Annotated in this window: 23 protein-coding genes; 19 read left to right on the top strand and 4 right to left on the bottom strand. The window is 44.3% G+C overall.

What is annotated here, in order from left to right:
* Positions 1 to 20 precede the first annotated feature (20 nt).
* Positions 21 to 722: a TerC family protein gene (locus ACR1R9_RS05065; RefSeq protein ID WP_062326458.1), complete on the bottom strand. Its 702-nt coding sequence runs from the start codon at positions 720 to 722 to the stop codon at positions 21 to 23.
* Positions 723 to 825: 103 nt separating this feature from the next.
* Between ACR1R9_RS05065 and ACR1R9_RS05070 the strand changes: the two genes are divergently transcribed.
* The 6 genes from ACR1R9_RS05070 to ACR1R9_RS05095 all read left to right on the top strand — a co-directional run bounded on the left by ACR1R9_RS05070 (position 826) and on the right by ACR1R9_RS05095 (position 6,590).
* Positions 826 to 1,485 carry a TerC family protein gene (locus tag ACR1R9_RS05070; protein WP_315793266.1) on the top strand — a complete coding sequence of 220 codons (660 nt, stop codon included), beginning with the start codon at positions 826 to 828 and terminating at the stop codon, positions 1,483 to 1,485.
* 288 nt (positions 1,486 to 1,773) lie between these two features.
* Positions 1,774 to 2,268, top strand: a complete 495-nt coding sequence (locus ACR1R9_RS05075; protein WP_063567008.1) for a hypothetical protein — start codon at positions 1,774 to 1,776, stop codon at positions 2,266 to 2,268.
* Between the two features lie 177 nt (positions 2,269 to 2,445).
* Positions 2,446 to 4,290, top strand: coding sequence for a translational GTPase TypA (gene typA, locus ACR1R9_RS05080; RefSeq protein WP_076288111.1), 1,845 nt, complete (start codon positions 2,446 to 2,448; stop codon positions 4,288 to 4,290).
* A 299-nt stretch (positions 4,291 to 4,589) separates the two neighbouring features.
* Positions 4,590 to 4,886 carry a YlaH-like family protein gene (locus ACR1R9_RS05085; protein ID WP_036614990.1) on the top strand — a complete coding sequence of 99 codons (297 nt, stop codon included), beginning with the start codon at positions 4,590 to 4,592 and terminating at the stop codon, positions 4,884 to 4,886.
* Positions 4,887 to 4,976: 90 nt separating this feature from the next.
* Positions 4,977 to 6,038 (top strand): LCP family protein, encoded by a 1,062-nt coding sequence (locus ACR1R9_RS05090; RefSeq protein WP_076288112.1) that lies wholly within the window; start codon positions 4,977 to 4,979, stop codon positions 6,036 to 6,038.
* Positions 6,039 to 6,137: 99 nt separating this feature from the next.
* Positions 6,138 to 6,590, top strand: coding sequence for a pyridoxamine 5'-phosphate oxidase family protein (locus ACR1R9_RS05095; RefSeq protein WP_063567005.1), 453 nt, complete (start codon positions 6,138 to 6,140; stop codon positions 6,588 to 6,590).
* 7 nt (positions 6,591 to 6,597) lie between these two features.
* Here the strand turns inward: ACR1R9_RS05095 and ACR1R9_RS05100 are convergent, their stop codons facing one another.
* Complete coding sequence (locus ACR1R9_RS05100) at positions 6,598 to 7,293, bottom strand: YhcN/YlaJ family sporulation lipoprotein (protein WP_064636421.1); 696 nt, start codon at positions 7,291 to 7,293, stop codon at positions 6,598 to 6,600.
* 153 nt (positions 7,294 to 7,446) lie between these two features.
* Here ACR1R9_RS05100 and ACR1R9_RS05105 point away from each other — a divergent pair, with 153 nt between their 5' ends.
* Together ACR1R9_RS05105 and ACR1R9_RS05110 are read left to right on the top strand one after the other, a co-directional pair.
* Entirely contained in the window at positions 7,447 to 8,781 is a 1,335-nt protein-coding gene (locus ACR1R9_RS05105; protein WP_076288113.1) for a PhoH family protein, read from the top strand.
* Between the two features lie 222 nt (positions 8,782 to 9,003).
* The gene (locus ACR1R9_RS05110) at positions 9,004 to 10,284 is read left to right on the top strand and encodes a hypothetical protein (protein ID WP_433921580.1); all 1,281 of its coding nucleotides are present in this window, start codon (positions 9,004 to 9,006) and stop codon (positions 10,282 to 10,284) included.
* Here ACR1R9_RS05110 and ACR1R9_RS05115 read toward each other — a convergent pair.
* Together ACR1R9_RS05115 and ACR1R9_RS05120 are read right to left on the bottom strand one after the other, a co-directional pair.
* Positions 10,276 to 11,355: a coiled-coil domain-containing protein gene (locus ACR1R9_RS05115; protein WP_433921579.1), complete on the bottom strand. Its 1,080-nt coding sequence runs from the start codon at positions 11,353 to 11,355 to the stop codon at positions 10,276 to 10,278. The genes ACR1R9_RS05110 and ACR1R9_RS05115 overlap by 9 nt on opposite strands.
* Before the next feature lie 181 nt (positions 11,356 to 11,536).
* The gene (locus ACR1R9_RS05120) at positions 11,537 to 11,773 is read right to left on the bottom strand and encodes a DUF2626 domain-containing protein (RefSeq protein WP_053781237.1); all 237 of its coding nucleotides are present in this window, start codon (positions 11,771 to 11,773) and stop codon (positions 11,537 to 11,539) included.
* 317 nt (positions 11,774 to 12,090) lie between these two features.
* Here ACR1R9_RS05120 and ACR1R9_RS05125 point away from each other — a divergent pair, with 317 nt between their 5' ends.
* The 11 genes from ACR1R9_RS05125 to rsmH all read left to right on the top strand — a co-directional run bounded on the left by ACR1R9_RS05125 (position 12,091) and on the right by rsmH (position 24,684).
* Positions 12,091 to 12,741, top strand: coding sequence for an RsfA family transcriptional regulator (locus ACR1R9_RS05125; RefSeq protein WP_063567002.1), 651 nt, complete (start codon positions 12,091 to 12,093; stop codon positions 12,739 to 12,741).
* A 144-nt stretch (positions 12,742 to 12,885) separates the two neighbouring features.
* Entirely contained in the window at positions 12,886 to 13,848 is a 963-nt protein-coding gene (locus ACR1R9_RS05130; protein ID WP_433921578.1) for a ketopantoate reductase family protein, read from the top strand.
* The gene (locus ACR1R9_RS05135) at positions 13,848 to 14,222 is read left to right on the top strand and encodes a DUF3397 domain-containing protein (RefSeq protein ID WP_076288116.1); all 375 of its coding nucleotides are present in this window, start codon (positions 13,848 to 13,850) and stop codon (positions 14,220 to 14,222) included. The genes ACR1R9_RS05130 and ACR1R9_RS05135 overlap by 1 nt, the downstream gene beginning before the upstream one ends.
* 151 nt (positions 14,223 to 14,373) lie before the next feature.
* Positions 14,374 to 16,071, top strand: a complete 1,698-nt coding sequence (locus tag ACR1R9_RS05140; RefSeq protein WP_076288117.1) for a peptide ABC transporter substrate-binding protein — start codon at positions 14,374 to 14,376, stop codon at positions 16,069 to 16,071.
* A 190-nt stretch (positions 16,072 to 16,261) separates the two neighbouring features.
* Positions 16,262 to 17,194 carry an ABC transporter permease gene (locus tag ACR1R9_RS05145; protein WP_076288118.1) on the top strand — a complete coding sequence of 311 codons (933 nt, stop codon included), beginning with the start codon at positions 16,262 to 16,264 and terminating at the stop codon, positions 17,192 to 17,194.
* 47 nt (positions 17,195 to 17,241) lie between these two features.
* A complete protein-coding gene (locus tag ACR1R9_RS05150) occupies positions 17,242 to 18,123 on the top strand; it encodes an ABC transporter permease (protein ID WP_371121656.1) in 882 nt (293 codons plus the stop codon).
* Between the two features lie 17 nt (positions 18,124 to 18,140).
* The gene (locus tag ACR1R9_RS05155; RefSeq protein ID WP_099858468.1) at positions 18,141 to 19,904 is read left to right on the top strand and encodes an ABC transporter ATP-binding protein; all 1,764 of its coding nucleotides are present in this window, start codon (positions 18,141 to 18,143) and stop codon (positions 19,902 to 19,904) included.
* A gap of 155 nt (positions 19,905 to 20,059) precedes the next feature.
* The gene (gene bshC / locus ACR1R9_RS05160; RefSeq protein WP_433921577.1) at positions 20,060 to 21,691 is read left to right on the top strand and encodes a bacillithiol biosynthesis cysteine-adding enzyme BshC; all 1,632 of its coding nucleotides are present in this window, start codon (positions 20,060 to 20,062) and stop codon (positions 21,689 to 21,691) included.
* Between the two features lie 45 nt (positions 21,692 to 21,736).
* A complete protein-coding gene (locus ACR1R9_RS05165) occupies positions 21,737 to 23,002 on the top strand; it encodes an adenosylhomocysteinase (RefSeq protein WP_433921576.1) in 1,266 nt (421 codons plus the stop codon).
* A gap of 275 nt (positions 23,003 to 23,277) precedes the next feature.
* A complete protein-coding gene (mraZ, locus tag ACR1R9_RS05170; RefSeq protein ID WP_017687291.1) occupies positions 23,278 to 23,715 on the top strand; it encodes a division/cell wall cluster transcriptional repressor MraZ in 438 nt (145 codons plus the stop codon).
* 18 nt (positions 23,716 to 23,733) lie between these two features.
* On the top strand, positions 23,734 to 24,684 hold the full coding sequence (gene rsmH, locus ACR1R9_RS05175; RefSeq protein ID WP_099858470.1) for a 16S rRNA (cytosine(1402)-N(4))-methyltransferase RsmH: 951 nt from the start codon (positions 23,734 to 23,736) through the stop codon (positions 24,682 to 24,684).
* Positions 24,685 to 24,700: the final 16 nt, after the last annotated feature.

Genomic DNA, 24,700 nt, shown 5'->3' on the forward strand with positions numbered 1-24,700 from the left:
GAATTTCACTTATTTAAAGCTTAGGAATACGAATGCTGCCGCTCTCCACCTGGTTTATTGCTGCTTGCACGTTTACGATATCCTGCAAACACGACACCAGCAGTGACGAGGACGATAAATAAGATTCTAAGTGCAGGATGCTCAGTGAAGAAAGGAACAAGGCGGTGTTCCTCTGTGATCATATTGGAAGCCGTATATCCCAGCACGATGGCTCCAAGATAAATAATCCAAGGGAAACGGTTAATTAATTTGATAAACAACGTACTGCCCCACACGATAATAGGTACACTGATCAGCAGTCCGAGTATAACCAGTACCAAATGCTGTTGTGCTGCACCAGCAACGGCGATGACGTTATCCAGTCCCATGGCAGCGTCAGCAATGACAATGGTTCGCACGGCTACCCAGAGAGAACTGCCAGCCTTGATATCCGAATGCTCTTCCCCTTGATCTGCCAATAGCTTGTACGCAATCCAGATCAGGAGTAATCCCCCAACAAGAAGCAGCCAAGGCACTTTAAGCAGCCAGAGCACAATCACAGTGGCTACAATACGAATTAAAAGTGCGCCGCCTGTTCCGTAAAGAATCGCCCTTTTCTGCACAGAAGGGTGCAAATTTCGAGCTGCGAGACCAATCACGATGGCATTATCGCCAGCCAGAATTAGATCAATAAATACAACGTTCAACAACGCTAGCCAAAAAGCGGGGCTAAACAGCTCCATACGATGTCACTCCTTCTATATATCCAAACCTGAGAAAGCTTGTTCAACGTTTAAGAATAGCATGGACAACTTTGACATACAAGTTAGAGTGGGGGGGAGAAGCATGGATACGCTATGGTTGTTGACCGAAATATTAATGATCAATCTGGTTCTGAGTGGAGATAATGCGGTTGTTATTGCGCTTGCAAGCAAGGATTTGCCGGTGAGACAGCGCAAGCAGGCGGTATGGTGGGGGGCTTTCGGCGCTGTAGTTTTGCGCTGTTTGTTAACCTTTGCAGCCGTACTGCTGTTGGGTATTCCTTTTATTCAGGCTGCTGGCGGTTTGCTGTTGCTCTGGATTGCTGTCAAGCTGCTGCTTCAGAATGAAGATGAAGTACATATTCGTAAGGCGTCCACGACCTGGAAAGCGATCCAAACCATTTTGATTGCTGACTTTGTCATGAGTCTGGATAATGTTCTCGCGATTGCTGCTCTCGCGGATGGGGACTTGGCGCTCACAGTCATCGGGATTGCCATAAGTATTCCGATTGTGGTGTGGGGCAGCGGATTAATTGTCGGTTTGTTAAAGCGGTTTCCGATTCTGGTATTTGCCGGTTCAGGTATTCTGGCCTTCACAGCAGGTGAGATGGTGATGAATGATCCGAAGCTGGGACAGTGGCTCGGTGGATTGGCAGCTGAGGCGCATACAGTGCTGCCTGTAGCTATGGCTTGTCTTGTAATTGCGATTGGAGGAGCGCACAAGTTTGTTCGTCGAAACGTGTAAGTTGATTTGAGCAAATGGAAATGTGAATTTTCTGGCGAACTGCCCGTAAAGGGCAGTTTTTTGCTGTATTTATTTGTTCTGAAGAAATGGGTGAACTTGAATAAGTCATAGACCGATCATTTTAGGGTAATACAGGATAATGGAGAGAGGCGAAGTACGACATAAAGTGTAGTTTTTTGCATACACATCGGCTACACTAGAAGAAGGCTGGGAACAGTCAGTCATCATGGTATGCTTATAGTTTATCTTACGGGGTACATAGCCAAATGTTATAAGAGGTGATTGTAGATGAGGATGAGAAATGAAAAAGCAATCGGAATATTTATTTTTGTTGCAGGTTTAATAATTTTACTCGGGAAACTTGGTGTTTTTGGCTTTATTGGACGGCACTTCTGGCCTTTGCTCATCTTGTTGCCTGGTATTGCTCTTCATGCATTATATTATGCAAGGCTCACGCCATCATGGTCACTCGTTCCAGCAGGAACATTAACCGTCTATGGTCTGTTGTTCGGAATCACCAATACATGGGGCAGCGGATTGATGAGCAACCTGTGGCCTGCTTTTTTGCTTGGAATTGCCGTTGGTTTGCTTGAATATGCACTGGCTGATCATCGAAGACCTGCAATGGTACTTCCGGTTGCATTGGGCGTGGGCATCCTTTCAATTATTTTATTTGGATTTACACTGCTTCACACCGGTATTATCTACGTTCTGGCAGTAATTTTAATTGTAGGCGGGATGTGGTTGCTGTTTGGTCGAGGACGCCAAGGGAGAGGCTGGTAACATTCCCAGCGGTCTTTCAAGCGAAATATCTTGATTTTTACCTATGATCAACTATAATATAAGGGATATAGGCATGCGTCGGGATATCACCGACGCTTATTTTGGGTGAGTAACCTGCGAATTTGCGGGAAGTTTAGTAGATAAGAATTGAAATTGGAAAGGATATGGATACAAACCATGCATTCAAGAGAACACATTCGCAATATTGCGATTATTGCCCACGTCGACCACGGGAAAACAACGCTCGTCGACAAGTTGCTCCAGCAATCCGGTACTTTCCGTGATCACGAAACGGTACAGGAGCGCGCAATGGACTCCAACGATTTGGAGCGTGAACGCGGTATTACGATTCTGGCCAAAAACACAGCTATTACCTATAAAGATTACCTGATCAATATTGTGGATACACCAGGACACGCCGACTTCGGTGGTGAAGTGGAACGTATCATGAAAATGGTTGACGGCGTATTGCTCGTTGTTGATGCTTATGAAGGATGTATGCCGCAAACGAAATTTGTATTGCGTAAAGCACTGGAGCACAACCTTACACCTATCGTTGTTGTAAACAAAATTGACCGTCCAGCGGCTCGTCCGGCTGAGGTAATTGATGAAGTATTGGACCTGTTCATTGAACTGGGTGCCAACGATCAACAACTTGAATTCCCTGTTGTATATGCTTCCGCATTGAACGGAACATCCAGCATGGAAAGTGATCCTGCTAAACAGGATGACAACATGATGGCGATCTACAATACCATCGTTAGTCACATCCCACACCCTACCGAAAATGTTGAAGAACCACTTCAATTCCTCGTTACTTTGATGGACTACAATGAATACCTTGGCCGTATTGCCATTGGTCGTGTTAACCGCGGTGTGATCCGTCAAGGACAATCGGTAACGGTTATTATGCGTGATGGTAAGAGCAAAACTGCACGTATCGAGAAACTGTTCGGTTTCCAGGGTCTCAAACGTATTGAGACGGAAGAAGCAGGAGCAGGTGACATCGTCGCGATTGCAGGAATCAAGGACATCAACATTGGTGAAACCATCGCTGATCCAAACAATCCTGAAGCACTTCCAGTTTTGAAAATTGATGAGCCTACACTGCAAATGACGTTCCTCGTGAACAACAGTCCATTCGCAGGTCGTGAAGGTAAATGGGTAACTTCCCGTAAACTTCGTGAGCGTTTGTTAAAAGAATTGGAAACAGACGTTTCCCTTCGTGTTGACGAAACGGATAGCCCGGATGCATTTGTCGTTTCTGGACGTGGTGAGCTTCACTTAGGTATCCTGATTGAAAATATGCGTCGTGAAGGATATGAGCTTCAAGTATCCAAACCAGAAGTTATCGTTAAAGAAGTTGACGGTAAGAAAATGGAACCTCTAGAGCGCTTGTTGATTGATATCCCTGAAGAAAGCATGGGTTCCGTAATGGAGAGCCTGGGCGCACGTAAAGCAGAGATGGTTAACATGGTCAACACAGGTAGTGGCCAAGTTCGTCTGGAGTTCCTGATCCCAGCACGTGGTTTGATCGGATATAGCACCAACTTCCTGACATTGACTCGTGGTTACGGTGTAATGAACCATGCATTTGACAGCTACGCTCCAGTAGTATCCGGTCAAGTAGGTGGACGTCACCAAGGCGTGCTGATCTCAACTGAAACTGGTACATCTACGTTCTATGGCATGATGGGCGTTGAGGATCGCGGTACGCTCTTCTTGGAGCCGGGTACTGAAATCTACGAAGGTATGATTGTTGGTGAACATACACGTGACAATGATATCGTTGTTAACATCTGCAAAGAAAAACAACTGACTAACGTTCGTTCTTCCGGTAAAGATGATACGGTTAAAATTAAAACTCCGATTATCTTCTCGTTGGAACAGGCGCTTGAATATCTGAATGAAGATGAATATTGTGAGATTACACCGAAATCTATTCGTCTTCGTAAGAAGATCCTGAATAAATCCGAGCGTGAGCGTGCTGAGAAACAACGTAAAATGGCTTCGAAAGCCTAATAACAACAAAATAAACTATATAAGTTAACGTTTGATGGAACATAGAAGTTAACGATGTTATGCACAGTGGAAGTAGTGAAGGGATCGGAATCGATTCTGCAGAAGCGAAGCGTTCGCCTTTATCCCCGGATTTTACCATTGAGTAAATGGATCAAAAAAATCTGGGGATAACAGCGATCAAAAGAACGATCCGATACCGGAACGGTCACCTCCGATGTGTGTCTTATTCAGAGTTATCGAAAGGGTTTCACAATAGTTAACTTATATCCTAGCATGAACACGAAAGGAGCTGGCTGTGCATGCAAGCATGGTTCGCATCACACCCGATCGTAGCCTACATCGTCATCTTTGTATTGATTACTTACGTATATAACAAGGTGTTTCGGGTACGTCAGAAATTGCCACTTGGTAAGGAAATCGTTCTCTATATTTTGATGGCGATGGGCACATTCATGCTTCTTATTTTTCAGATCGACAAGCTGCCCATCATTCAATGTTTGTTGGTCGCGGTTGGTTTGATGTTGTTAGTGAGAGTGCGTTATTTTATTGAAGGTCGTCAAAAGAAAAAAGCGGAAGCTGCCGCTCGAAACTCATAAATTCTGTATAGTATAGACCATCCGTTTTCCTTAGGGAAAGCGGTTGTCTTATATATAGGCCAAAACAGATGTGATAAAGGTGTTGAAGATATGAACTCGAATTCGAACGGACTGCCTCCACGGAGACAGGCACCGACTCAATCCGGCGCTTCTGGATCGAAGAACGGCAAAGGCAAGCAACCAAAGAAGAAGAAAAAGATGCGAACCTTTGGCAGACTGATTTTAAGTTTATTGGTTATTGCAATTGTGGTTGGCGGCGGATATCTCTATTGGGTATACAATCAGGTAGCTGATACGGGTATTGATAAGCCAGTACCGGCTGGAATGTCAGCCAAAACCAAACCCATTACGATGTTGCTGCTAGGTACGGATAACCGTCCCGAAACAGGTACGTATCTCTCGGATGTGGTTATGGTAGCTTCTCTGAATCCGGAGACCAAGACGGCAACCATTGTATCTTTACCTCGGGATACCCGTATTCAGTTGGATGGATATAAGGCTAATAAATTGAATTCCTATTATCCTAAATTTAAAGCCCAAGAAAAAACCTCTGGCAAAAATGCAGAGGACCAAATGAAAGAAATGATGGGAAAATATCTGAATGTGGATATTAATTATACAACGGTATTGAATTTTCAAGCGTTCCGTGATGCGGTTAATGCTGTAGGTGGCGTGGATGTGACAGTGGATAAAAACATGTGTTACAAAGATACGGCCGATGGCACGGATATTAACCTGGTAGCTGGTGCACAGCATTTGGATGGTAAAGAAGCACTTGATTTTGTTCGTTACCGTAAATCGAACTGTAAGCCGAAGACAGATGAATCCAACGACTTTGACCGAAATAAACGTCAGAATCAAGTGTTGAATTCCATGTTGGATCAGTTGAAATCACTGGGAGGCGTAACGAAGATTGGTAAAGTGATAGGCGCTGTTGACGATAACATGACAACAGATGTGGAATCAGAGCAAATGAAGAACTTCATTTCAACCTATTGGAATATTTCCAAATCGGATGTGCACTACACACCTGTAACCGGAGAGTGGAGAAGTCCATATGTATATATCAACGAAACTGAATTGGCTAATGCCAAACAGGCGTTGCAGGATACACTTTCAGGCAAAGTAACAGCATCTCCAACAGCTGAGTAACATTGATTCTTTTGGGATTGGAAGCAAGTTTGATGGTATGCTATAATATCATCAACAACGAATTAAGAATTGCATAAAGAAGATTAGGGGGCTGGTTGGATGTCCGAAGCCGTCACACAATTGACTGAATCTCTTTTACAGCAATTCAAGAACGAAACCTTTGTGCTTTTGAGCACCGTGGACATTGAATCTGGAGGTCCGACATCAACAGCAATCTCCTGGATTTATGCGGAGAATGCTTCTACCCTTCGTGTGGCGATTGATCATCGTTCACGTCTCGTGAACAATATGATCGAGAACCCGGCTATTACCGTCACCATTTTTGGAGAAGAGATGGTGTATGCGGTAAACGGACGTGCTTCCGTACGACAAAATCCGTTACAGGATGTTCCGTTTAATATGTGCTGTTTCGACATTTCCATTGAAGCGGTAAGAAACGCCCTTTTTTATGGAGCCCAGCTATCTTCTGTGCCTCAATTTGTCAAAATATATGATCAGCGTGCTGCTGAGAAATTAGATGAGCAGGTTTTTACTGCAATGAAAAAAGCCTAGTGAGAGATCACTGGGCTTTTTGTTGTCTTTTGTCTGAAGAATGCAGCTGCTGCATTTGTTGTTCACGTTCAACATGTTCATCCGGATTTTGACGGACTTTGACATCTTTGGGTAGTTGGGGAATGATCCGGCCCACCATGTCAGCAAGTTCTGAAGCGAAACCGGATATTGGATGACCTTGACGAATATGCTCACCAATTTCTTTAATGCGTTCAGTGACATCAGCATCTGCGGTAACAATGGAATCCACACCTTCCGGATCTTTGCGGAGGGCTTCGGCTACAGAGTATTTAATTGTACCTACTCGTGCACGCTCCAGTTCACCGTCGACATCAATGCCAACTACGGCTGTATTGCCAAGAATGACACAGTTGGCATCTTTGACACCTTCCACTTGCTTGGCAAGTGTTTTGAGGTGGGTCACCCTTTTTTCATTTGGCATCCGATCGGCTTTGGTGTTGTCCATAACGTTTTTCTCATGAACCTCACCTGTATTTTCGGTCAGATGGTCCACAGCTGAAGGGTGCAACCGATCTTCCTGAGTATTGAGCATGTGAGATCCTTTCCTTTGGTCTTGCTGAGTTGTAACATTTCCTCCGTAACCTTTGGCATGCTGACCTTGTTGCTGCGAGGCATTACGTGTAGAACTGTTGCAGCCTGTAAGTATAAAGATCAGAAGCAGCGTGCAAACCCAATATTTCATAAATGTTCATCCTTTCCTGGAGTTTTTCAGAATGGTTGACAATTATTTTGTCCTAGTCGAATACATTTATGTATGGGAGCATGATTGTCCATGTCGCTGCTGAAAGATCAAACTTATCCATGCCTTTAACGACGCCGCTTTGGAGGGGATTGAATGAAAAAGATTTTTGTATTGGATACGAACGTGCTTCTGCATGACCCCAATGCCATATTTGCCTTTGATGAACATGAGGTAATCATTCCCGCGGTTGTACTGGAGGAGATCGACTCCAAAAAAAGAAATGCCGATGAAATTGGGCGTAATGCCCGTAATGTATCAAGACTTCTTGATGGGTTGCGTGAATTGGGACATCTGCACAGTGGCGTCCCTTTAGCTAATGGAGGCTATCTGAAAGTGGAACTGAATCATCGTAGTTTTGTAAAAGTACAGGAAATGTTTGGAGAGGTATCCAACGATAATCGGATTTTGGCCGTCGCACTGAATTATCAGATTGAGGAAAATGAGAAAGAGGTCGTTGAGCGACAAGTGGTTCTGGTCAGCAAGGATGTGCTTGTTCGTATCAAAGCGGATGTACTCGGTCTTTTCACACAGGATTACTTATCAGATCGAACGGCAGGCCTTAGTGAATTATATCCAGGCTATACTGCCCTGAAGGTTCATCCTTCGGTCATTGATGAGTTTTACACATATCGCTTCCTACCGATCAAACCGTTACAGTTGTCTTATTCGCTTTACCCGAATGAATTTGTAATTCTCAAGGATGAGATGGGAACCAATAAATCGGCTTTACTCAAAGTAAATACAGAAGGAACGAAGTTGGAACCACTTTTCCTTAGTAATGATAATGTATGGGGCATCAGTGCACGTAACGCGCAACAGCGTATGGCCCTAGAACTGCTCCTGAATGATGATATTCCACTTGTCACGATTACAGGAAAGGCGGGTACAGGTAAAACTTTGTTGGCGCTTGCTGCGGGTTTACTTAAAGTGGAGGATGATCATAAGTACAAAAAATTATTGATCGCTCGTCCGGTTGTTCCGATGGGGAAAGATATCGGTTATCTCCCTGGTGAGAAAGAAGAAAAACTAAGACCATGGATGCAGCCGATTTATGATAACTTGGAATTTTTGTTTGATACCAAAAAAGCAGGCGACATTGATAAAATTCTGATGGGTCTTGGCAGTATTCAGGTTGAGGCACTCACTTATATTCGTGGACGGTCTATACCAGGACAGTTCATCATTATTGATGAAGCGCAGAACCTGTCTCGACATGAAGTGAAGACTATTGTATCAAGGGTGGGCGAAGGCAGTAAAATCATTTTGATGGGTGACCCTGAGCAAATAGACCATCCTTATCTGGACTCAGCAAGTAATGGTTTGACGTATATTGTGGAGCGGTTCAAGCAAGAGGGAATCAGTGGACACATTATGCTGGAAAAAGGAGAACGTTCCAAGTTGGCTCAGCTTGCAGCGGATTTATTGTAAAGTAACGGGAAGTTTATTTCCCGGAAAATGTTTCTATTGAACCGGCTCTTAGGGCCGGTTTTTTGCTGAAAAAATAAAAATCAGTTATTGCACAGAACTCGATATGCTCGAGGTATGCAAAATATCGGAAAACTGTTTTTTGGCAGGATAGGACAAGAGCACTACTTATTTGTTACAATGAGTGTTGCAGGAAAAAATTAGGTGAGCAAGGAGGGGAAGTTAATGAAGCGTGGACACCAGGTTGTTTTGTTCGCAGTGCTACTGCTTTCGTTAACGATACTGTCTCCCAGCTTTGATTTTAGAGGTTCACAGCTTAATCAGGAACGAGATCCGGAAAAAGATGCATTTCCCAACACGTCATCTCGTAGTGAAGACCAACATGCCCCATTAGAGATTGTAGTCTCGATGTCTGAGACCGACTTTAAATCGTTTAAAAAGATGGCTAATGAAGTAGCAACTTCTCAACATGTGGAAATCAGTCTTCGGAATTTGGAGCCAGTTACATATAAGCGAGTGCTTGATAATAAGTTTTCGGTAGGAGAGAGCGGGGATATTATTCTTCTGGATAGCGCGGAAGTTCAATATCATGCCAAAAAAGGACATCTGTATCCGTTAAACGGTACAACACTGTCCAAGTCTTTGGGAGAAACTGTGGTTGGCTTACGTGAAATGACAGAGTGGAATGGTTACCAATGGGGGATGCCGTTTGATTTTGACGCTTATGTACTCGCAGCCCGCTCTCCATTCCTAGACGAAGCCGGTTTGGCAGGTTTACCCGAAAATAAGGAGCAATGGATCAAACTTGTACAACAAGCAACACAAGATGGAACGGATTTGATAAGTATAAATTCAAATGACCTTCATGCGGTAAGTGCGTGGCTGAATCAGTTTGAGCCAGGCATGGCCCCCGACAAAATTAAGAAAGCGCAAACTTCTTCGCAGACGGAGGCATACCAACAAATCATACAGCTGTTGGATCAGATTCAGTCGCACATTACAGCCGAATCCATAAATCCGATGATCTTTTCTTCTGATGAGCAGACGGGAACTCCTATGGTAGTAACGTTGCTTTCTCGTTTGTTGAGTGGAGATAAAGCCGTGGCAGGCGATCAGAGCTCATCGGAGAAGATAGTTCTCAGTGCGTTGGAACCGCTAAGATCAAGAAGTCTTGTTATCGCTGCTGGCTCACTTGAGGCGGAAGAGGCCAGCCGCTGGATTGAAGGAATGACTTCCTCTACCGTGCAATCGGAGTGGCACCAACAGGCTAACTATTTACCAGCAAAGCAACAGGAACTAGATCTTGAGTCACAGAAACTAATAACGAAGTATGATACGACTGATGTAAAATCCTGGTTTCCAGCTGAATCTTCACAGGCCGTATTGACGGAAAGTCCTATACTAACTTCTGCCTTTCAAAAAAAGATACAACAACTTCTTGCGGGAGAGATTACGGCTAATCAATATGTCAAAAGTATTATTGCCTTGCAAAGCTCGTCAAAATGAAATGGCGAGCTTTACTTCAAGTATGCCTTCGCTTGTGGATACCCCTGTGGCTTTGACAAAGGACAGAATTTTCTGTGGGTAAAATCCGAGATCGAATTCTCGTTCCAGCATACGACGTGTGGTATCGGGTAGTTCTAACTGATTAAACACAAGTTTATCGACATGAAATCGAATTGAATTCTGCGGTTCATTTTCGACCGTATAATGACCTTCAATGCTTAATTGCAACTGATCACGCTGCCCGGAAGCAGTGATTCGATCTTTGTCGAACTGAAAGGCGAAGTCTTCAAAGATCGGATTCTGTGATCGAAGAAACGTATTCAGCTCATCTTGTCCAATTCGAATGGTGTACGATGTTCCGGTAGTGGAGATTCCTCCGTTTTGTTCTTGGATAAACTGTGGCAGGTTCTGCATAGCTGATGCCAAAGCTTTAAAATATCGCTTGACCTCGTATATGCCAATGTTCTCCCAATAGATGGTCAACTCATCCATCAATTTTTGCATGGCTGCAGCATCCCCGCTGGCAGCTACTTTTCCGTCCACTTCTTTCTGCAATGCAAGTACCCGTTCACGTTGATGTTGAAGATTATTTTTGAGTTCAGACAGCTCTACAGAGGTCTGATTAATCTGGGCAGACGTTTGCTGCATCGTGCGATATCGATCTTGATACTTGTCCAGAACAGCCTGATCCCTGCCAATAATAATCTGATAGTAATCGTATAGAATGAACAGATCCTTAAAGGATCTTGCTCCGAGTACCGTCATCAAGAGACTATCACGCTCCCCGGTATAGTAGGATCTTACAACTGCGCCCGCTCGGTCTTGCTGAGTATGTATCTGGTCTTCCTGTTCCTGAAGCTGAATGGATAACGTCTGACGCTGTTCGTCCAACTGTTTTTGTCTTGCTGTAATACGTTCGATTTCATGATCGATTTCGACGATGGATAGGCTTTGTTGCAGTATTTCGCGTGTTTCCTCAGATGAAGGCTCTCCATAGGCATAAGTCCAAGGTAGCTGGATCAAAAATATAATACATACGATGAAGCCGGGAATGCCGTATCGACGTTTCACCCATCATTCTCCTTTCCATACCTACATATGATGCGATCAGGCTTATCTCTTCCAGACAATATATGAAATAGATACGTGAAATATCCGTAGTGGTTACATAACACAAAGAATAGTCATTTAATCTGAAAACGACAAAAAAGCAATCCGACATTAGCCGGATCGCTTTGATGCTGCTGGCGGATTAGAGCGGCAAATCCATTTGGAATACGGTCCAATAGCTGAACCCTGTGAATGTCACGATCATATAGCCCCAGAAGAGCAATATGTACGTACGTTCCGTAAATTTCAAATATCCCAAAATGACAAAAAACGCAGTCTGCAGGAAAAAAAGCAAAGCCATTTCGACCAGGTCTCCCGCAAAAGCCATCAGGCCAATCGCTAGCGTGAAGAACCCGAGTACCCGAAACATGCGCGCCACGGTAAGTCCTCCTCTCCTATGTACGATCATAGATTGTCTACACAACATTATACCGGGAAAGGAAAAAGGTGTAAACAAAATTGGATATGAAAGCGAATTCTTTTTTTTTGGCCTAAAAGAGTTAAAGTATGGTTTGTTTTGCATATGTAACGTATGAGTACTCATAAATGTGGAAATACATTTTAGTATGAAATCAATTCTATGAACTCTATGAGAGGCATAAGAATGAATAAAGCAGCTTTTATACCTAATTCACATGCCGGGAACTCGGTTATGGGGACGGTTATTTTAGGATGTTGTTAGGAGGGTATTATAGCATGACTGCAGTGAGACAGGATGCTTGGAGTACAGAGGACGATTTGATTTTGGCTGAGGTTACTTTGCGTCATATTCGGGAAGGAAGTACACAACTGGCTGCTTTTGAAGAGGTTGGCGAAAAAATAGGCAGAACTTCTGCCGCTTGCGGTTTTCGCTGGAACAGCTGTGTACGTAAGAAATACGAGTCTGCTATAAGCAATGCTAAGGCTCAACGACAAAAACGAAGTTATCTCCGCAAACAACCGGCTTTGCTTGGACCACAAGTAGCAGCTTTGTCCACCCTGGATACAGAAGAAAATCTGTACAAGGCGGATGGTATTTCGGAAGACTCTCTATCCATCGATGCAGTTATACGATTCTTGCGGCAATGGAAGGGAACTGTACAGGAAAACGGTCGCCAGCTCAAAATGCTTGAGAAAGAGCTTCGTGAAAAAGAGGATGAACTTCATGAACTGCGTTGCGAGAATGATCGTCTGTCTAAGGAAGTGAATGAAGTACAGACTGATTATCGTGTTGTAAACGACGATTATAAAGCGTTGATTCAGATTATGGATCGTGCTCGCAGACTTGCATTTCTGACAGAAGAAGAAGAGGAGCTCAAAACGAGATTCAAAATGGATGCCAACGGGAATCTGGAACGAATTGAATAAAAGCAAACGATGTCTGATGATCAGCATTGGATTAGGGCCCGTCACACCTCCGTTACATAACGGCGGGTATGATGGGTTTTTTGTTTGCTGTTTTTGTTCTATTATAGATAAAAGCAACTATTGGAGCAGAGGTAGGGATGCAGGATGATCATTGACGTTGTAGGTTCAGGGTCACTGGGTCTTTTGTATGGAGGTAAGCTTCAGGACGCAGGCAACGAGGTTCGATTTTGGACAAGAACGGCCGAACAGGCAAACAAACTTAGTATCGAAGGATTTAAGGTCATTGAACAGGAGAAAACCATCCAGATTACACCTGATCATACCCAGGCCAAGCCGATTACGGAGTTAAATCGAGTATGGAAACACTCACCTGGAGATTGGCTACTATTAATGGTGAAACAGACAGCGATACATGATGTTATACGTGAAATTGGTTCATTGAAGACGCAAGTGCTCAACATCGCATGTTTCCAAAATGGGGTTGGGCATCTGGAACATGTGCAAACCAATATGCCACATTCCAATGTATACAGCGTCATAACCACAGAAGGGGCGAAACGACAGCAAGATGGAGTCATCCGTTCAGGTATAGGAGAGACCTGGTTGGGCAAAAGTGCAGATGTACGTATCTCATCTCTAACGCCAATGGATTCTAATGAACCCGTTCGTTTACAGGGACTTTTGCAGCAGGCAGGATTTGGCTGTACAGTGTCGAATGAAATCGATAAGCTGATTTATAGGAAGTTGTTAATCAATGCTGTCATTAACCCACTTACCGCGATATGGCGTATTCCTAACGGGGAGTTAATCACAAAGGAAGAGCGAATCATGTTTATGCGTCAGTTGTACGATGAGGCATTGGCGGTATACAGAGCAAGCGGAATACTTCTTGAGGTAGATGTGTGGGAACAAATCCTTTCCGTCTGTCGTTCCACAGCCTCGAATACATCTTCCATGCTGTCAGATGTTCTGCATGGACAAGAAACGGAGGTACAATCCATTAATGGGCAAATTGTAAGCATGGCGTATCGGTGTGGCCTGTCTGCTCCAACGCATGAAGTACTGCTTCATCTGATTGAAGGTATGCAACCGGAAGGAGTGAGTTAATGGGATTTTTTATTGTGCTGAGCATACTGCCGTTCTTTCCGTTTTTTCTTGTCTATTGGATCATGTATGGATGGAAAAAAGATAAGCGTGTGGCGCTGCGCTCGGCAATGGATGTTACAACCTTATTCCTTATATTCTCTGTATCGGCGTTATTCAACTTAACATTTGATTCGAATTTTGGATTTTATTTAACATTAATACTCATACTAATAGCGCTTGGATTCATCGGAGGGGCACAAAATCGGCTCAAAGGTAAGGTCGATGGGGGTAGAATGTTCCGGGCCGTTTGGCGCATGGCTTTTGTCATAATGAGTTTTGGATATGTTTTGTTTACTATATTTGGATTATTTAGATACTTCATGAAACAGATGTGAGGATACATAACGCAAAAGGGCTAAAAAATGTGTCGATTTTGTCGAAAACTGAAAAAAACATTACTTTCTGAAAAAGTAATGTAGATTTTTTTGACCGGTGGTTGTATAATCTATAAACATATACCACATCAATTTAGGGGGAAAGTGTTAGATGAAAAGGAAAAGTCTATTAGTCCTTTTGACGCTGATTTTGGCGTTCGGTACCGTACTTGCAGCGTGCGGATCGAAAAACGAAGGCACAGGTAACACCGATACTGGTTCTGCAACCGAAGGAAATGGTCTTGCTAAAGATCAAGTCCTGAAAATTAACCTGTCAGCTGAACCTCCTACGTTAGACCCGGCTCAAGCAAAAGACAGCCAAACCAACACTGTACTGAAATTCTTGTATGAAGGTCTTGTGCGTATCGACCCTGATGGCAAAGAAGCTCCAGGTGTTGCTAAAGACTGGACAATTTCCGAAGATGGTTTGAAATATGTTTTCAACCTGAACCCGGATGCTAAATGGAGCAACGGTGATGCAATCACTGCCGAAGACTTTGTACGTTCTTGGGAACGCGCTTTGAAACCGGAAACAGCTTCTCCATATGCTTACCAACTGTATTACATCAAAGGTGCTGAGGGTTACAACCTGAGCAAAGACGAAACATATAAAGGTACTAAAATCACAGACTTCTCTCAAGTAGGTGTTAAAGCTACTGATGAGCACACGCTGGAAGTAACGTTGGAAAACCCAACACCTTACTTCTTGGGTCTGACAGCATTCTACACGTACTACCCAGTACACAAGTCTGCTGACACGAATGACAAATTCTTCACAGACTACAAAAACATGATCGTTAACGGACCATTCACAATGGATCAATACGCTAAAGGTCAAAAAATCGTTGTGAAGAAAAACGATAGCTACCATGCAGCTTCTGACATCAAATTGTCTGAAATTAATATGTCCCTGACAAACAGCAGTGCTTCCGAACTGCAAGCTTACAAGTCTGGACAATTGGACTACACAGGCGCACCTAACGGTGAAATTCCTTCCGACCAAATTCCTTCTGTAAAAGCGGAATTGCCGGACGAGTTTAAAGCTACTGGTATTGCAAGTACTTACTACTACCAGTTCAACGTTAATGAAGCTCCATTTAACAACGTTAAAATCCGTAAAGCTTTTGCAATGTCAATCGAGCGTCAATTGATTGTTGACAAAGTAACACAAGGTGGACAAATTCCAGCTTTCGGCTTTGTACCTCCAGGTATCCGCGGTGAAAACGCCGAATTCCGTGATGAGCACAAAGACGACTACTTCACTGAGAACGTAGAAGAAGCTAAGAAATTGCTTGCTGAAGGTATGAAAGAAGAAGGCTACACAACATTGCCAGCAGTAACTTTGATCTACAATACTAGTGACGGTCATGCGAAAATCGCTCTTGCTGTTGCTGACATGTGGAAGAAAAACCTTGGTGTTGACGTGAAAACGGAAAACCAAGAGTGGGGCGTATTCCTTGAGAACCGTCAAAACCAAAACTTCCAAATCGCTCGTGCGGGCTGGTCTGCTGACTACAACGATCCGTACAACTTCTTGGAAATGTGGACTACTGGAAACACAAACAATGATTCCAAATTCAGCAATGAACAGTATGACAAAGATGTTAAAGAGACTGTAAAATCTGCAGATCCAGCTACTCGTATGGCTGCTTTTGCTGACGCTGAGAAAATCCTGATTCAAGATGAAATGGGCGTATTGCCGATTTATTACTACACTAACGTATCTTTGACTAAGCCTTACCTGAAAGGCATACAACTTGATTTCAGTGGAGCTATTGACTTCACTCGTGCATATCTGGAAGAGAAATAAGTTGTTCTGAAGTCTATATGATTACTTCGGGATATATATGTGGAATTCCATATATATCCCGATTTTTTTGTATGTGCACCGATTTTCCTTATAATTCTTGAAATTTCCGATAAATGGATTGGACATTATTCTTGTCTAATTCTACAATCGATTTGTATACAAAATATTGTTTTGTGGAGGTGTGCAAGGGTTGGTTAAGTACGTGCTGAAAAAACTGCTATTTATGCTGCTATCGCTTTTCATACTCGCATCAGCAACCTTCTTCCTGATGAAGGCCATTCCAGGTGACCCTTTTACATCCGAGAAAAAAGTATCACCTGAAATCCGGGCACTTTTGGAAGTGAAGTATGGTTTGGACAAACCGATGTATGAACAATACCTGAAGTACATGGGTGGAATCATTCAGGGTGATTTCGGGGTTTCTATGAAATACCTGAATCAAGATGTAACGGGTATGATCACTCAAACGTTTACAGCATCGCTGAAGCTAGGAATCTTTGCGATTATTATCTCAATTGTTGTGGGGGTTTTGTTGGGGCTTATTGCCGCAGTGTACCATCGCAAATTGATTGATGATATTACGATGATTCTGGCTGTTATCGGGATTGCTGTACCGAGTTTCTTGCTCGCATCCCTGGTGCAATATGTTTTTGCATTCAAACTCGGCTGGTTTAATGTTATGGGCTTCGATGGCCCACTCGACTATGTGCTTCCGGTTGCCGCACTGTCAGCATCTCCAATTGCCTTTATCGCACGTTTGACGCGTTCAAGCATGTTGGAAGTGTTGCATGCAGATTACATCAAGACAGCCAAAGCCAAAGGTTTGAAATGGCCTGCTATCATGTTTAAACACGTTTTACGGAACGGTATTCTGCCAGTCGTTACTTATGTTGGTCCGATGACAGCAAATATCATCACGGGTTCCGTTGTTATTGAGCAAATCTTTAATATTGGTGGAATTGGTAAAGTATTTGTAGAGAGTATTACGAATCGTGATTACACGATGATCATGGGGATTACAATCTTCTATGGTATTCTCTTGATGCTTGCACGTTTCCTGACGGATATCGCTTACGTGTTGATTGATCCTAGAATTAAGCTAGAAAGCCGGAAGGGGGCATAACGTTGTCTGGCACGAATAACAACAATAATGAAACGGCGAACACAGGCCTGGATAGTCAGGCAGCGTTGAAATCGCAAGAGAGTGTGTCGCTATTCAAAGACGCTATGTACAGACTTGCAACCAACAAGGCCGCTATGATTAGTTTGGCTGTTCTAGTCCTTGTTGTCATTTTCTCTATGATTGGTCCAACTTCGTTGTTCTCAAGCTATAATTATTATTCCAATGATTTGTTAAATGCCAATGCTGCACCGAGTGCTGAACACTGGTTCGGAACAGATGAACTGGGTCGTGATGTATGGGTAAGAACCTGGGTAGGTGCACGTGTGTCTCTTACTGTAGGTTTGGCTGCTGCTTTGATTGACCTTGTCATCGGGGTAATTTATGGAGCCATTATGGGCTTCTACGGTGGACGTGTTGATGGCATCATGAACAAGTTCTCCGAGATCTTGTACTCCCTGCCATACATGCTCGTTGTTATCTTGTTGCTGGTTGTATTGGAGCCAAGTCTGACAACGATTATCATTGCACTCACCATTACAGGATGGATCAGTATGTCCTGGATTGTACGTGGTGAGATTATGCAACTCAAAAACAGAGACTTTATCCTTGCTGCTCGTTCCATGGGCGCAAGCACTGGACGTCAACTCTTCCGTCATTTGTTGCCAAATGCTGTCGGACCAATTCTCGTTACATTGACGTTGTCCATCCCAAATGCCATCTTCGCAGAAGCATTTTTGAGCTTCCTCGGATTGGGTGTATCTGCACCTAAATCCTCTCTTGGATCTATGATCAATGATGCACTTACAGGCTGGACGCTGTATCCTTGGCGGATGTGGTTCCCTGCAGGTTTGATGGTTATGACAATGCTCGCATTTAACTTGCTTGGTGACGGCTTGCGTGACGCGCTTGATCCGAAATTACGTAAATAGAAATAGGAGGTGGGATTATGGAGCCGATTTTAACAGTCAAAGACCTGAGTGTGTCATTTACGACGCGTTCTGGTGAGTTTGATGCCGTTAAAAATGTGAGTTTTGAACTTGGCAAAGGAGAGACGCTGGGGATCGTAGGTGAATCCGGTAGTGGTAAGAGTGTTACTGCCCAAACCATCATGAAATTGATTCCCTCCCCGCCTTCGAAGGTCAAAAGCGGAGAAATTACTTTTCACGGGCAGGACCTGCTGAATAAGACAGATAAACAGATGGAAGCCATCCGTGGTAAAGATATCGGCATGATCTTCCAGGATCCAATGACTTCTTTGAATCCTACCATCAAAATTGGTAAGCAAATTACCGAGGTACTGCGCAAGCATCAGAACATGTCCAAAAAAGAAGCTGAAAAAAGCGCATTGGAAATGCTCGAACTTGTAGGCATCAAAAATGCGGAAGCGCGTATGAACCATTATCCACACCAATTTTCCGGTGGTATGCGCCAGCGTGCTATGATTGCAATTGCCTTGGCATGTCGTCCATCCCTTCTGATTGCGGATGAGCCAACAACTGCACTCGACGTAACGATTCAGGCACAAATCTTGGATGTTATGAAAGACATGCAGCAAAAGCTTGGAACTTCGATCATGCTTATCACGCATGACCTTGGAGTAGTTGCAGGAATGTGTGACCGTGTTGTCGTTATGAAGGAAGGCGAAGTTGTTGAAACAGGAACAACTGCTGAAATCTTCAGTAATCCTCAACATCCATACACGATTAAATTGCTGAATGCTCTTCCTCGTTTGGACGAGCCTAAAAAAGAAAAGCCTACTCCAGTTGGTATTATCAAAGGTGCCAACAAGCCGCTGGTTCAAGTGAAGAACCTGAAACAATACTTCAATTTGGGCAAAGGGAACATTCTCAAAGCGGTTAATGATGTTAGCTTTGATATTTTTGAAGGCGAAACACTTGGAGTTGTAGGGGAGTCTGGCTGTGGTAAATCCACAACTGGCCGTACAATTCTGCGCCTTTATGAGCCAACAGGCGGAAATGTTAACTTTAATGGAACGGATATTTACAAGCTGTCCCCACGCAAGATGAAAGAAATGCGTAAAGATATGCAGATGATTTTCCAGGATCCTTATGCATCCTTGAACCCACGTTTCAACGTTATGGATATCATCGGTGAATCTCTTGATATTCATGGTCTGGCATCAAGTCGGACAGAGCGGAAGAGACGTGTTGAAGAATTGCTTGATCTTGTAGGTCTGAATCCTAGCCACGCACTCCGTTATCCGCATGAATTCTCAGGTGGTCAAAGACAACGGATCGGGATTGCACGTGCATTGGCCGTAGATCCTAAATTCATCATCTGTGATGAGCCATTGTCAGCATTGGACGTTTCCATTCAGGCTCAGGTCGTTAATTTGCTTGAAGAACTTCAGCAACGCCTCGGCTTGACATACCTGTTCATTGCGCATGATTTGTCCATGGTTAAACATATCAGTGACCGTGTAGCTGTAATGTACATGGGTAAAGTGGTCGAGTTGGCAGAAAGTGAAGAACTTTATGCTAATCCGATTCACCCTTACACCAAAACATTGCTGTCTGCGATCCCTGTACCTGATCCGGAAGTAGAAGCGAGCAAACGTCGCATCTTGCTGCCGGAAGAACAAGCACTTAAGAATGGATCTGGTGGTCCTGCAAGTGATCCATACAACCTGCAGAACGCTCAATTGATTGAGGTATCCAAAGGTCACTGGGTTGCAGAACCTTACGTATAAAAAGTACAAATTTCATTTGGACTTATCCATGAATATCAAACCGCCGACTTTGTTCGGCGGTTTTTTATTTTTTGATGCACTTTCTTTTGACGAAGAGGGCTCTCATTCGGTACAATCAAGAAAGGCTCTTTGAAGCAGAATAGGAGGCAGACCTCATGAAAGGTATTACCGAGGCACTCCGCAGCGGAAATCGACTTGCAGAAGACTATGTCTGTTCAAGGGATGCTGCGCGTGGCCTTTACGAGTATGACATTCGCTGGGAATCGGGGCTTCATACGCGTGCCGAGTGGCTAGATCAATCGGAGAACACACGTATTCCTCGTCAACGTCTGGCAGAGTATCTACGTATATATAATAAACGGGTGAACGATCATGGTGCTGTTCATGAATCCATCACACGTCTCGCGGAACAAGATGCGTTGGTTGTTACGGGAGGACAGCAAAGCGGCCTGCTTACAGGTCCGTTGTTTGTAATTTACAAAGCAGCAAGTGTGGTTGCAGCTGCGCGGGAAGCGGAGAACAGGCTACAACGGCCGGTCGTTCCCGTTTTTTGGATTGCAGGTGAAGACCATGATTGGGATGAAGTGAACCACACATACTTGCCTGACGCCAACGGTGACATGACAAAGATCAAGTTACAAGGGCGGTTTGCAGGCAGGGATTCTGTGAGTTATGTCCATGTGGAAACAGAACAATGGATGACCGTGCTGAAGCAGGTGGAGCATCTTTTACCGGATACGGTGCACAAACCAGGATTAATAAAGCTGGTTACGGAGATTCATCAGTCGAGTTCGAACTTGAGTGATGCGTTTGCCCGGTTAATCTCAGCGTTGTTTGGCAGCAGTGGACTTATTCTGATGGATGCTGCAGATCCAGACTTGCGCAGACTTGAGCAGCCTGTATTTGAACGTTTGATTCGTGAAAATGGGACATTACGCCAAGCATATGCACAAGGTGCCTCCGCATTGGAACAAGCCGGATATGCCATGCCAGCTGAAGTCGCGGAAGATGGGGCCAATCTGTTTTACATACATGAAGGGGCGCGGTTGCTTCTGATGTTGAAAGACGGCTTGTACGGCGACCGTAAAGGTCTGGTTTCATTTACAGAAGAACGACTGCTTCAGGAACTGGCTGAACATCCCGAGCGGTTTAGCAACAATGTATTGACCCGGCCATTGATGCAAGATTCCATTTTACCTGTAGCGGCTGTTATCTTAGGTCAAGGTGAGATCGCGTACTGGGGATTGACACGTGAAGCGTTTGCCCGGTTTGAGCTGCAGATGCCTATTTTGCTTCCACGTCTGTCCTTTACCATTATGGAAGATGTTCATCACAAACATATGAAGCAGTACGGTCTTTCTTTCCAGGACGTTCAATATCATATGGATGAAAAGAGGGAACAATGGCTGGCGCAACAGGAGACCTTCCAGGTCGATGAACAGTTCGAGCGCATTCAACAAGCATTTGCCGATCTATATCGTCCATTGCTTGATCAAATTTCAGAGATCCACCCTGGTTTGGACCGAATTGGAGATACCAATGTAGGCAAGATCAGCGAACAGATGCAGTATCTGCAACAGCAGACCCACAAAGCCATCAAAGATAAACACGATGTGAGTCTAAGGCACTGGAACGGGGTGCAAAACTCACTCTTTCCCATGAACAAACCGCAGGAACGAGTGCATAACGTGCTCTTTTACTTGAACCGTTATGGAACCGAGTGGATTGAACAACTGATTGAAAGTCAGAACGAATTCCGTGGACAACACCAAGTGATCACGTTGTAGTGGCCTTTTATAATAGAAGGAATAGATAATCGAGGAGGATGAGGAATGACTACCCCTGCATTGCAAAACAGTATCGTTAAAGATATGGGACTCGCTTCAGAAGGTCATCTGAAAATTGATTGGGTAGAAGCACATATGCCAGTGTTGAACCGCATTCGTCGCCAATTTGAACAGGATCTTCCGTTTAAAGGTTTGAAGGTAGCCATTTGCCTTCACCTTGAGGCCAAAACGGCTTATCTAGCGAAAGTCATTCAAGCTGGTGGTGCAGAAGTGACGATTACACATAGCAACCCATTGTCAACACAGGACGATGTTTGTGCTGCTCTGGTGGAAGACGGCGTTACTGTGTATGCCAAACATAATCCGGACCCTGTTGAGTTCAAAGAACTGCAACTCCGTGCACTTGAAGTGAAACCTGATCTGATTATTGATGACGGTGGAGACTTTGCCACTATTATTGCTTCTGAACGTCCTGATCTAGCTGCCACCATTCGTGGTGGAGCAGAGGAAACGACAACGGGCATCATTCGTCTGAAAGCTTTGGCGAAAGAAGGACAATTGCGTTTCCCAATGGTTGCAGTCAATGACGCTTATTGCAAATACTTGTTTGATAACCGTTACGGTACAGGTCAGTCTGCATTCGATGGTATCATCCGTACAACCAATCTGGTCGTTGCAGGAAAGAACGTAGTTGTAGCGGGTTATGGCTGGTGTGGTAAAGGTGTAGCAATGCGTGCCAAAGGGCTCGGAGCAAATGTTATCGTAACTGAAATTGATCCTATAAAGGCCGTAGAAGTTCATATGGACGGATTCCGTGTCATGACGATGGTGGAAGCTGCAAAATTGGGGGATTTCTTCATCGCTGTTACCGGCAATAAAGATGTGATCACTGGAGAGCATTACGATGTGATGAAGGATGGAGCCATTCTTAGCAATGCAGGTCACTTTGACGTGGAAGTAAACAAACCTGAACTTGCTAAACGTTCCGATTCGATTCGTACCGTACGCCGCAACATTGAAGAATATCGCTTCAAAGATGGTCGTAAAATGTATTTGCTGGCTGAAGGACGTCTCGTAAACCTGGGTGCAGCCGATGGACACCCTGCCGAGATTATGGATACAACGTTTGCATTGCAAGCGCTGGGTCTGCGTTATGTGAGCGAGAACTATGCGGAACTGGGTAAAACCGTTGTTAATGTACCTTATGACATTGACCAACAAGTTGCCAGTTACAAACTGGAAAGCTTGAATATTGCTATCGACTCCTTGTCCGCCGAACAGGAAAAATATCTGGATAGCTGGAAATTCTAAGAGCCATCCATTAATTACAAGCTGATTAAGTGCTTCAAAGGGTTTAAAATGGTTTATTAATGATATGGCTCATATGCGGGTGTACGTGCGATTGCCCGTAAACGGGAAACGTCTTTGATCCTGAGTGACAGGATCAAAGACGTTTTTTTGCGGTTGCGAAATTAAAAAAAGTAAAGCCTGTAAGAAGGGTTTTGATTTTTTTGTGCGAATCTATTATGCTTAGGTGGTGGAAAGTGGGGCAAAGTGGGAGAAACGGGTGAGGAGTGAGTGGGCCAATGTTTATGGGGGAGTTCCAACATAGCATTGATGACAAGGGTCGGGTTATTATTCCGGCTAAATTCCGCGAATCTCTGGGACCGTCTTTCGTTGTCACACGGGGTTTGGACCAGTGTCTTTTCGTGTACCCCATGGAGGAGTGGGGGGTCATGGAACAGAAGCTCAAAGCACTGCCATTGATGAAATCCGATGCACGTGCGTTTACCCGGTTTTTTTTCTCGGGTGCCACCGAATGTGAATTGGACAAACAGGGCAGGGTAAATTTGCCGGGCAATCTTAGAGAGTATGCCAAGCTGGACAAGGATTGCGTTGTTCTTGGCGTGTCGAACCGGGTGGAGATTTGGAGCAAAGGCATATGGGAGAGTTATTTCAATCAATCCGAAGAAGCATTCAACGACATTGCCGAAAAGCTGGTCGATTTTAATTTTGATCTATAAAGTCAGGAGGGGTGCAGGTTGTTTCACCACATAACCGTACTCAAAGAAGAGGCAACAGAGGGTTTAAACATCAAGCAGGACGGTATATACGTGGACTGCACTTTAGGCGGTGGCGGACATAGCTCCGTGATTGCATCCAAGCTCGGTCCAGGGGGGCGTCTGATCGCACTGGATCAGGATGATTGGGCTTTGGATAACGCGCGTGAAAAATTGGCTCTATATGGAGATCGGATTACATTGGTGAAAACCAATTTCCGTGATCTCGAACAGGTACTGAAAGAACTGGATGTACCGATGAAAGATGGCGTGCCGCAGGTAGATGGCATTTTGTACGATTTGGGGGTATCATCGCCGCAATTCGACGAAGGAGAACGTGGATTTAGCTACAATCACGACGCTCCGTTGGATATGCGTATGGATCAGGACGCATCCCTTACCGCCAAAGAGATTGTTAACGAATGGCCGGAAGAGGAGATTGCCCGCATTCTGTATCGCTATGGTGAAGAGAAATTCTCAAGACGAATTGCTCGTGTCATTGTTGAAAAAAGGAAGCAGTCCACAATTGAGACTACTGGCGAACTGGTGGAATTAATCAAGGAAGGTATTCCGGCGGCGGCTCGTCGTACCGGAGGACATCCTGCAAAACGCAGTTTTCAGGCATTACGAATTGCCGTTAATGATGAGCTGGGCGCGTTCGAAGAAGCGTTACATCAGGCCGTTCGGTGCTTGGCACCAGGCGGACGTGTATCTGTTATTACTTTTCACTCACTTGAGGACCGAATTTGCAAACAGATTTTTAGCAGTTATCTGGAGAAATGTACATGCCCTCCCGATTTCCCGTTGTGTGTTTGCGGCGGTAAGGGTGCCATGCGTTTAGTGAACAGAAAGCCGCTGATTCCAACGGAAACGGAACTGGCCGAAAACTCCCGTGCTCGTTCAGCGAAGCTGCGCGTAGCCGAGAAACTGTAAATCAAGAGCGGAGGAG

Origin of the sequence: Paenibacillus taichungensis (genome assembly GCF_050994985.1) — a bacterium.
GTDB lineage: Bacteria > Bacillota > Bacilli > Paenibacillales > Paenibacillaceae > Paenibacillus > Paenibacillus taichungensis.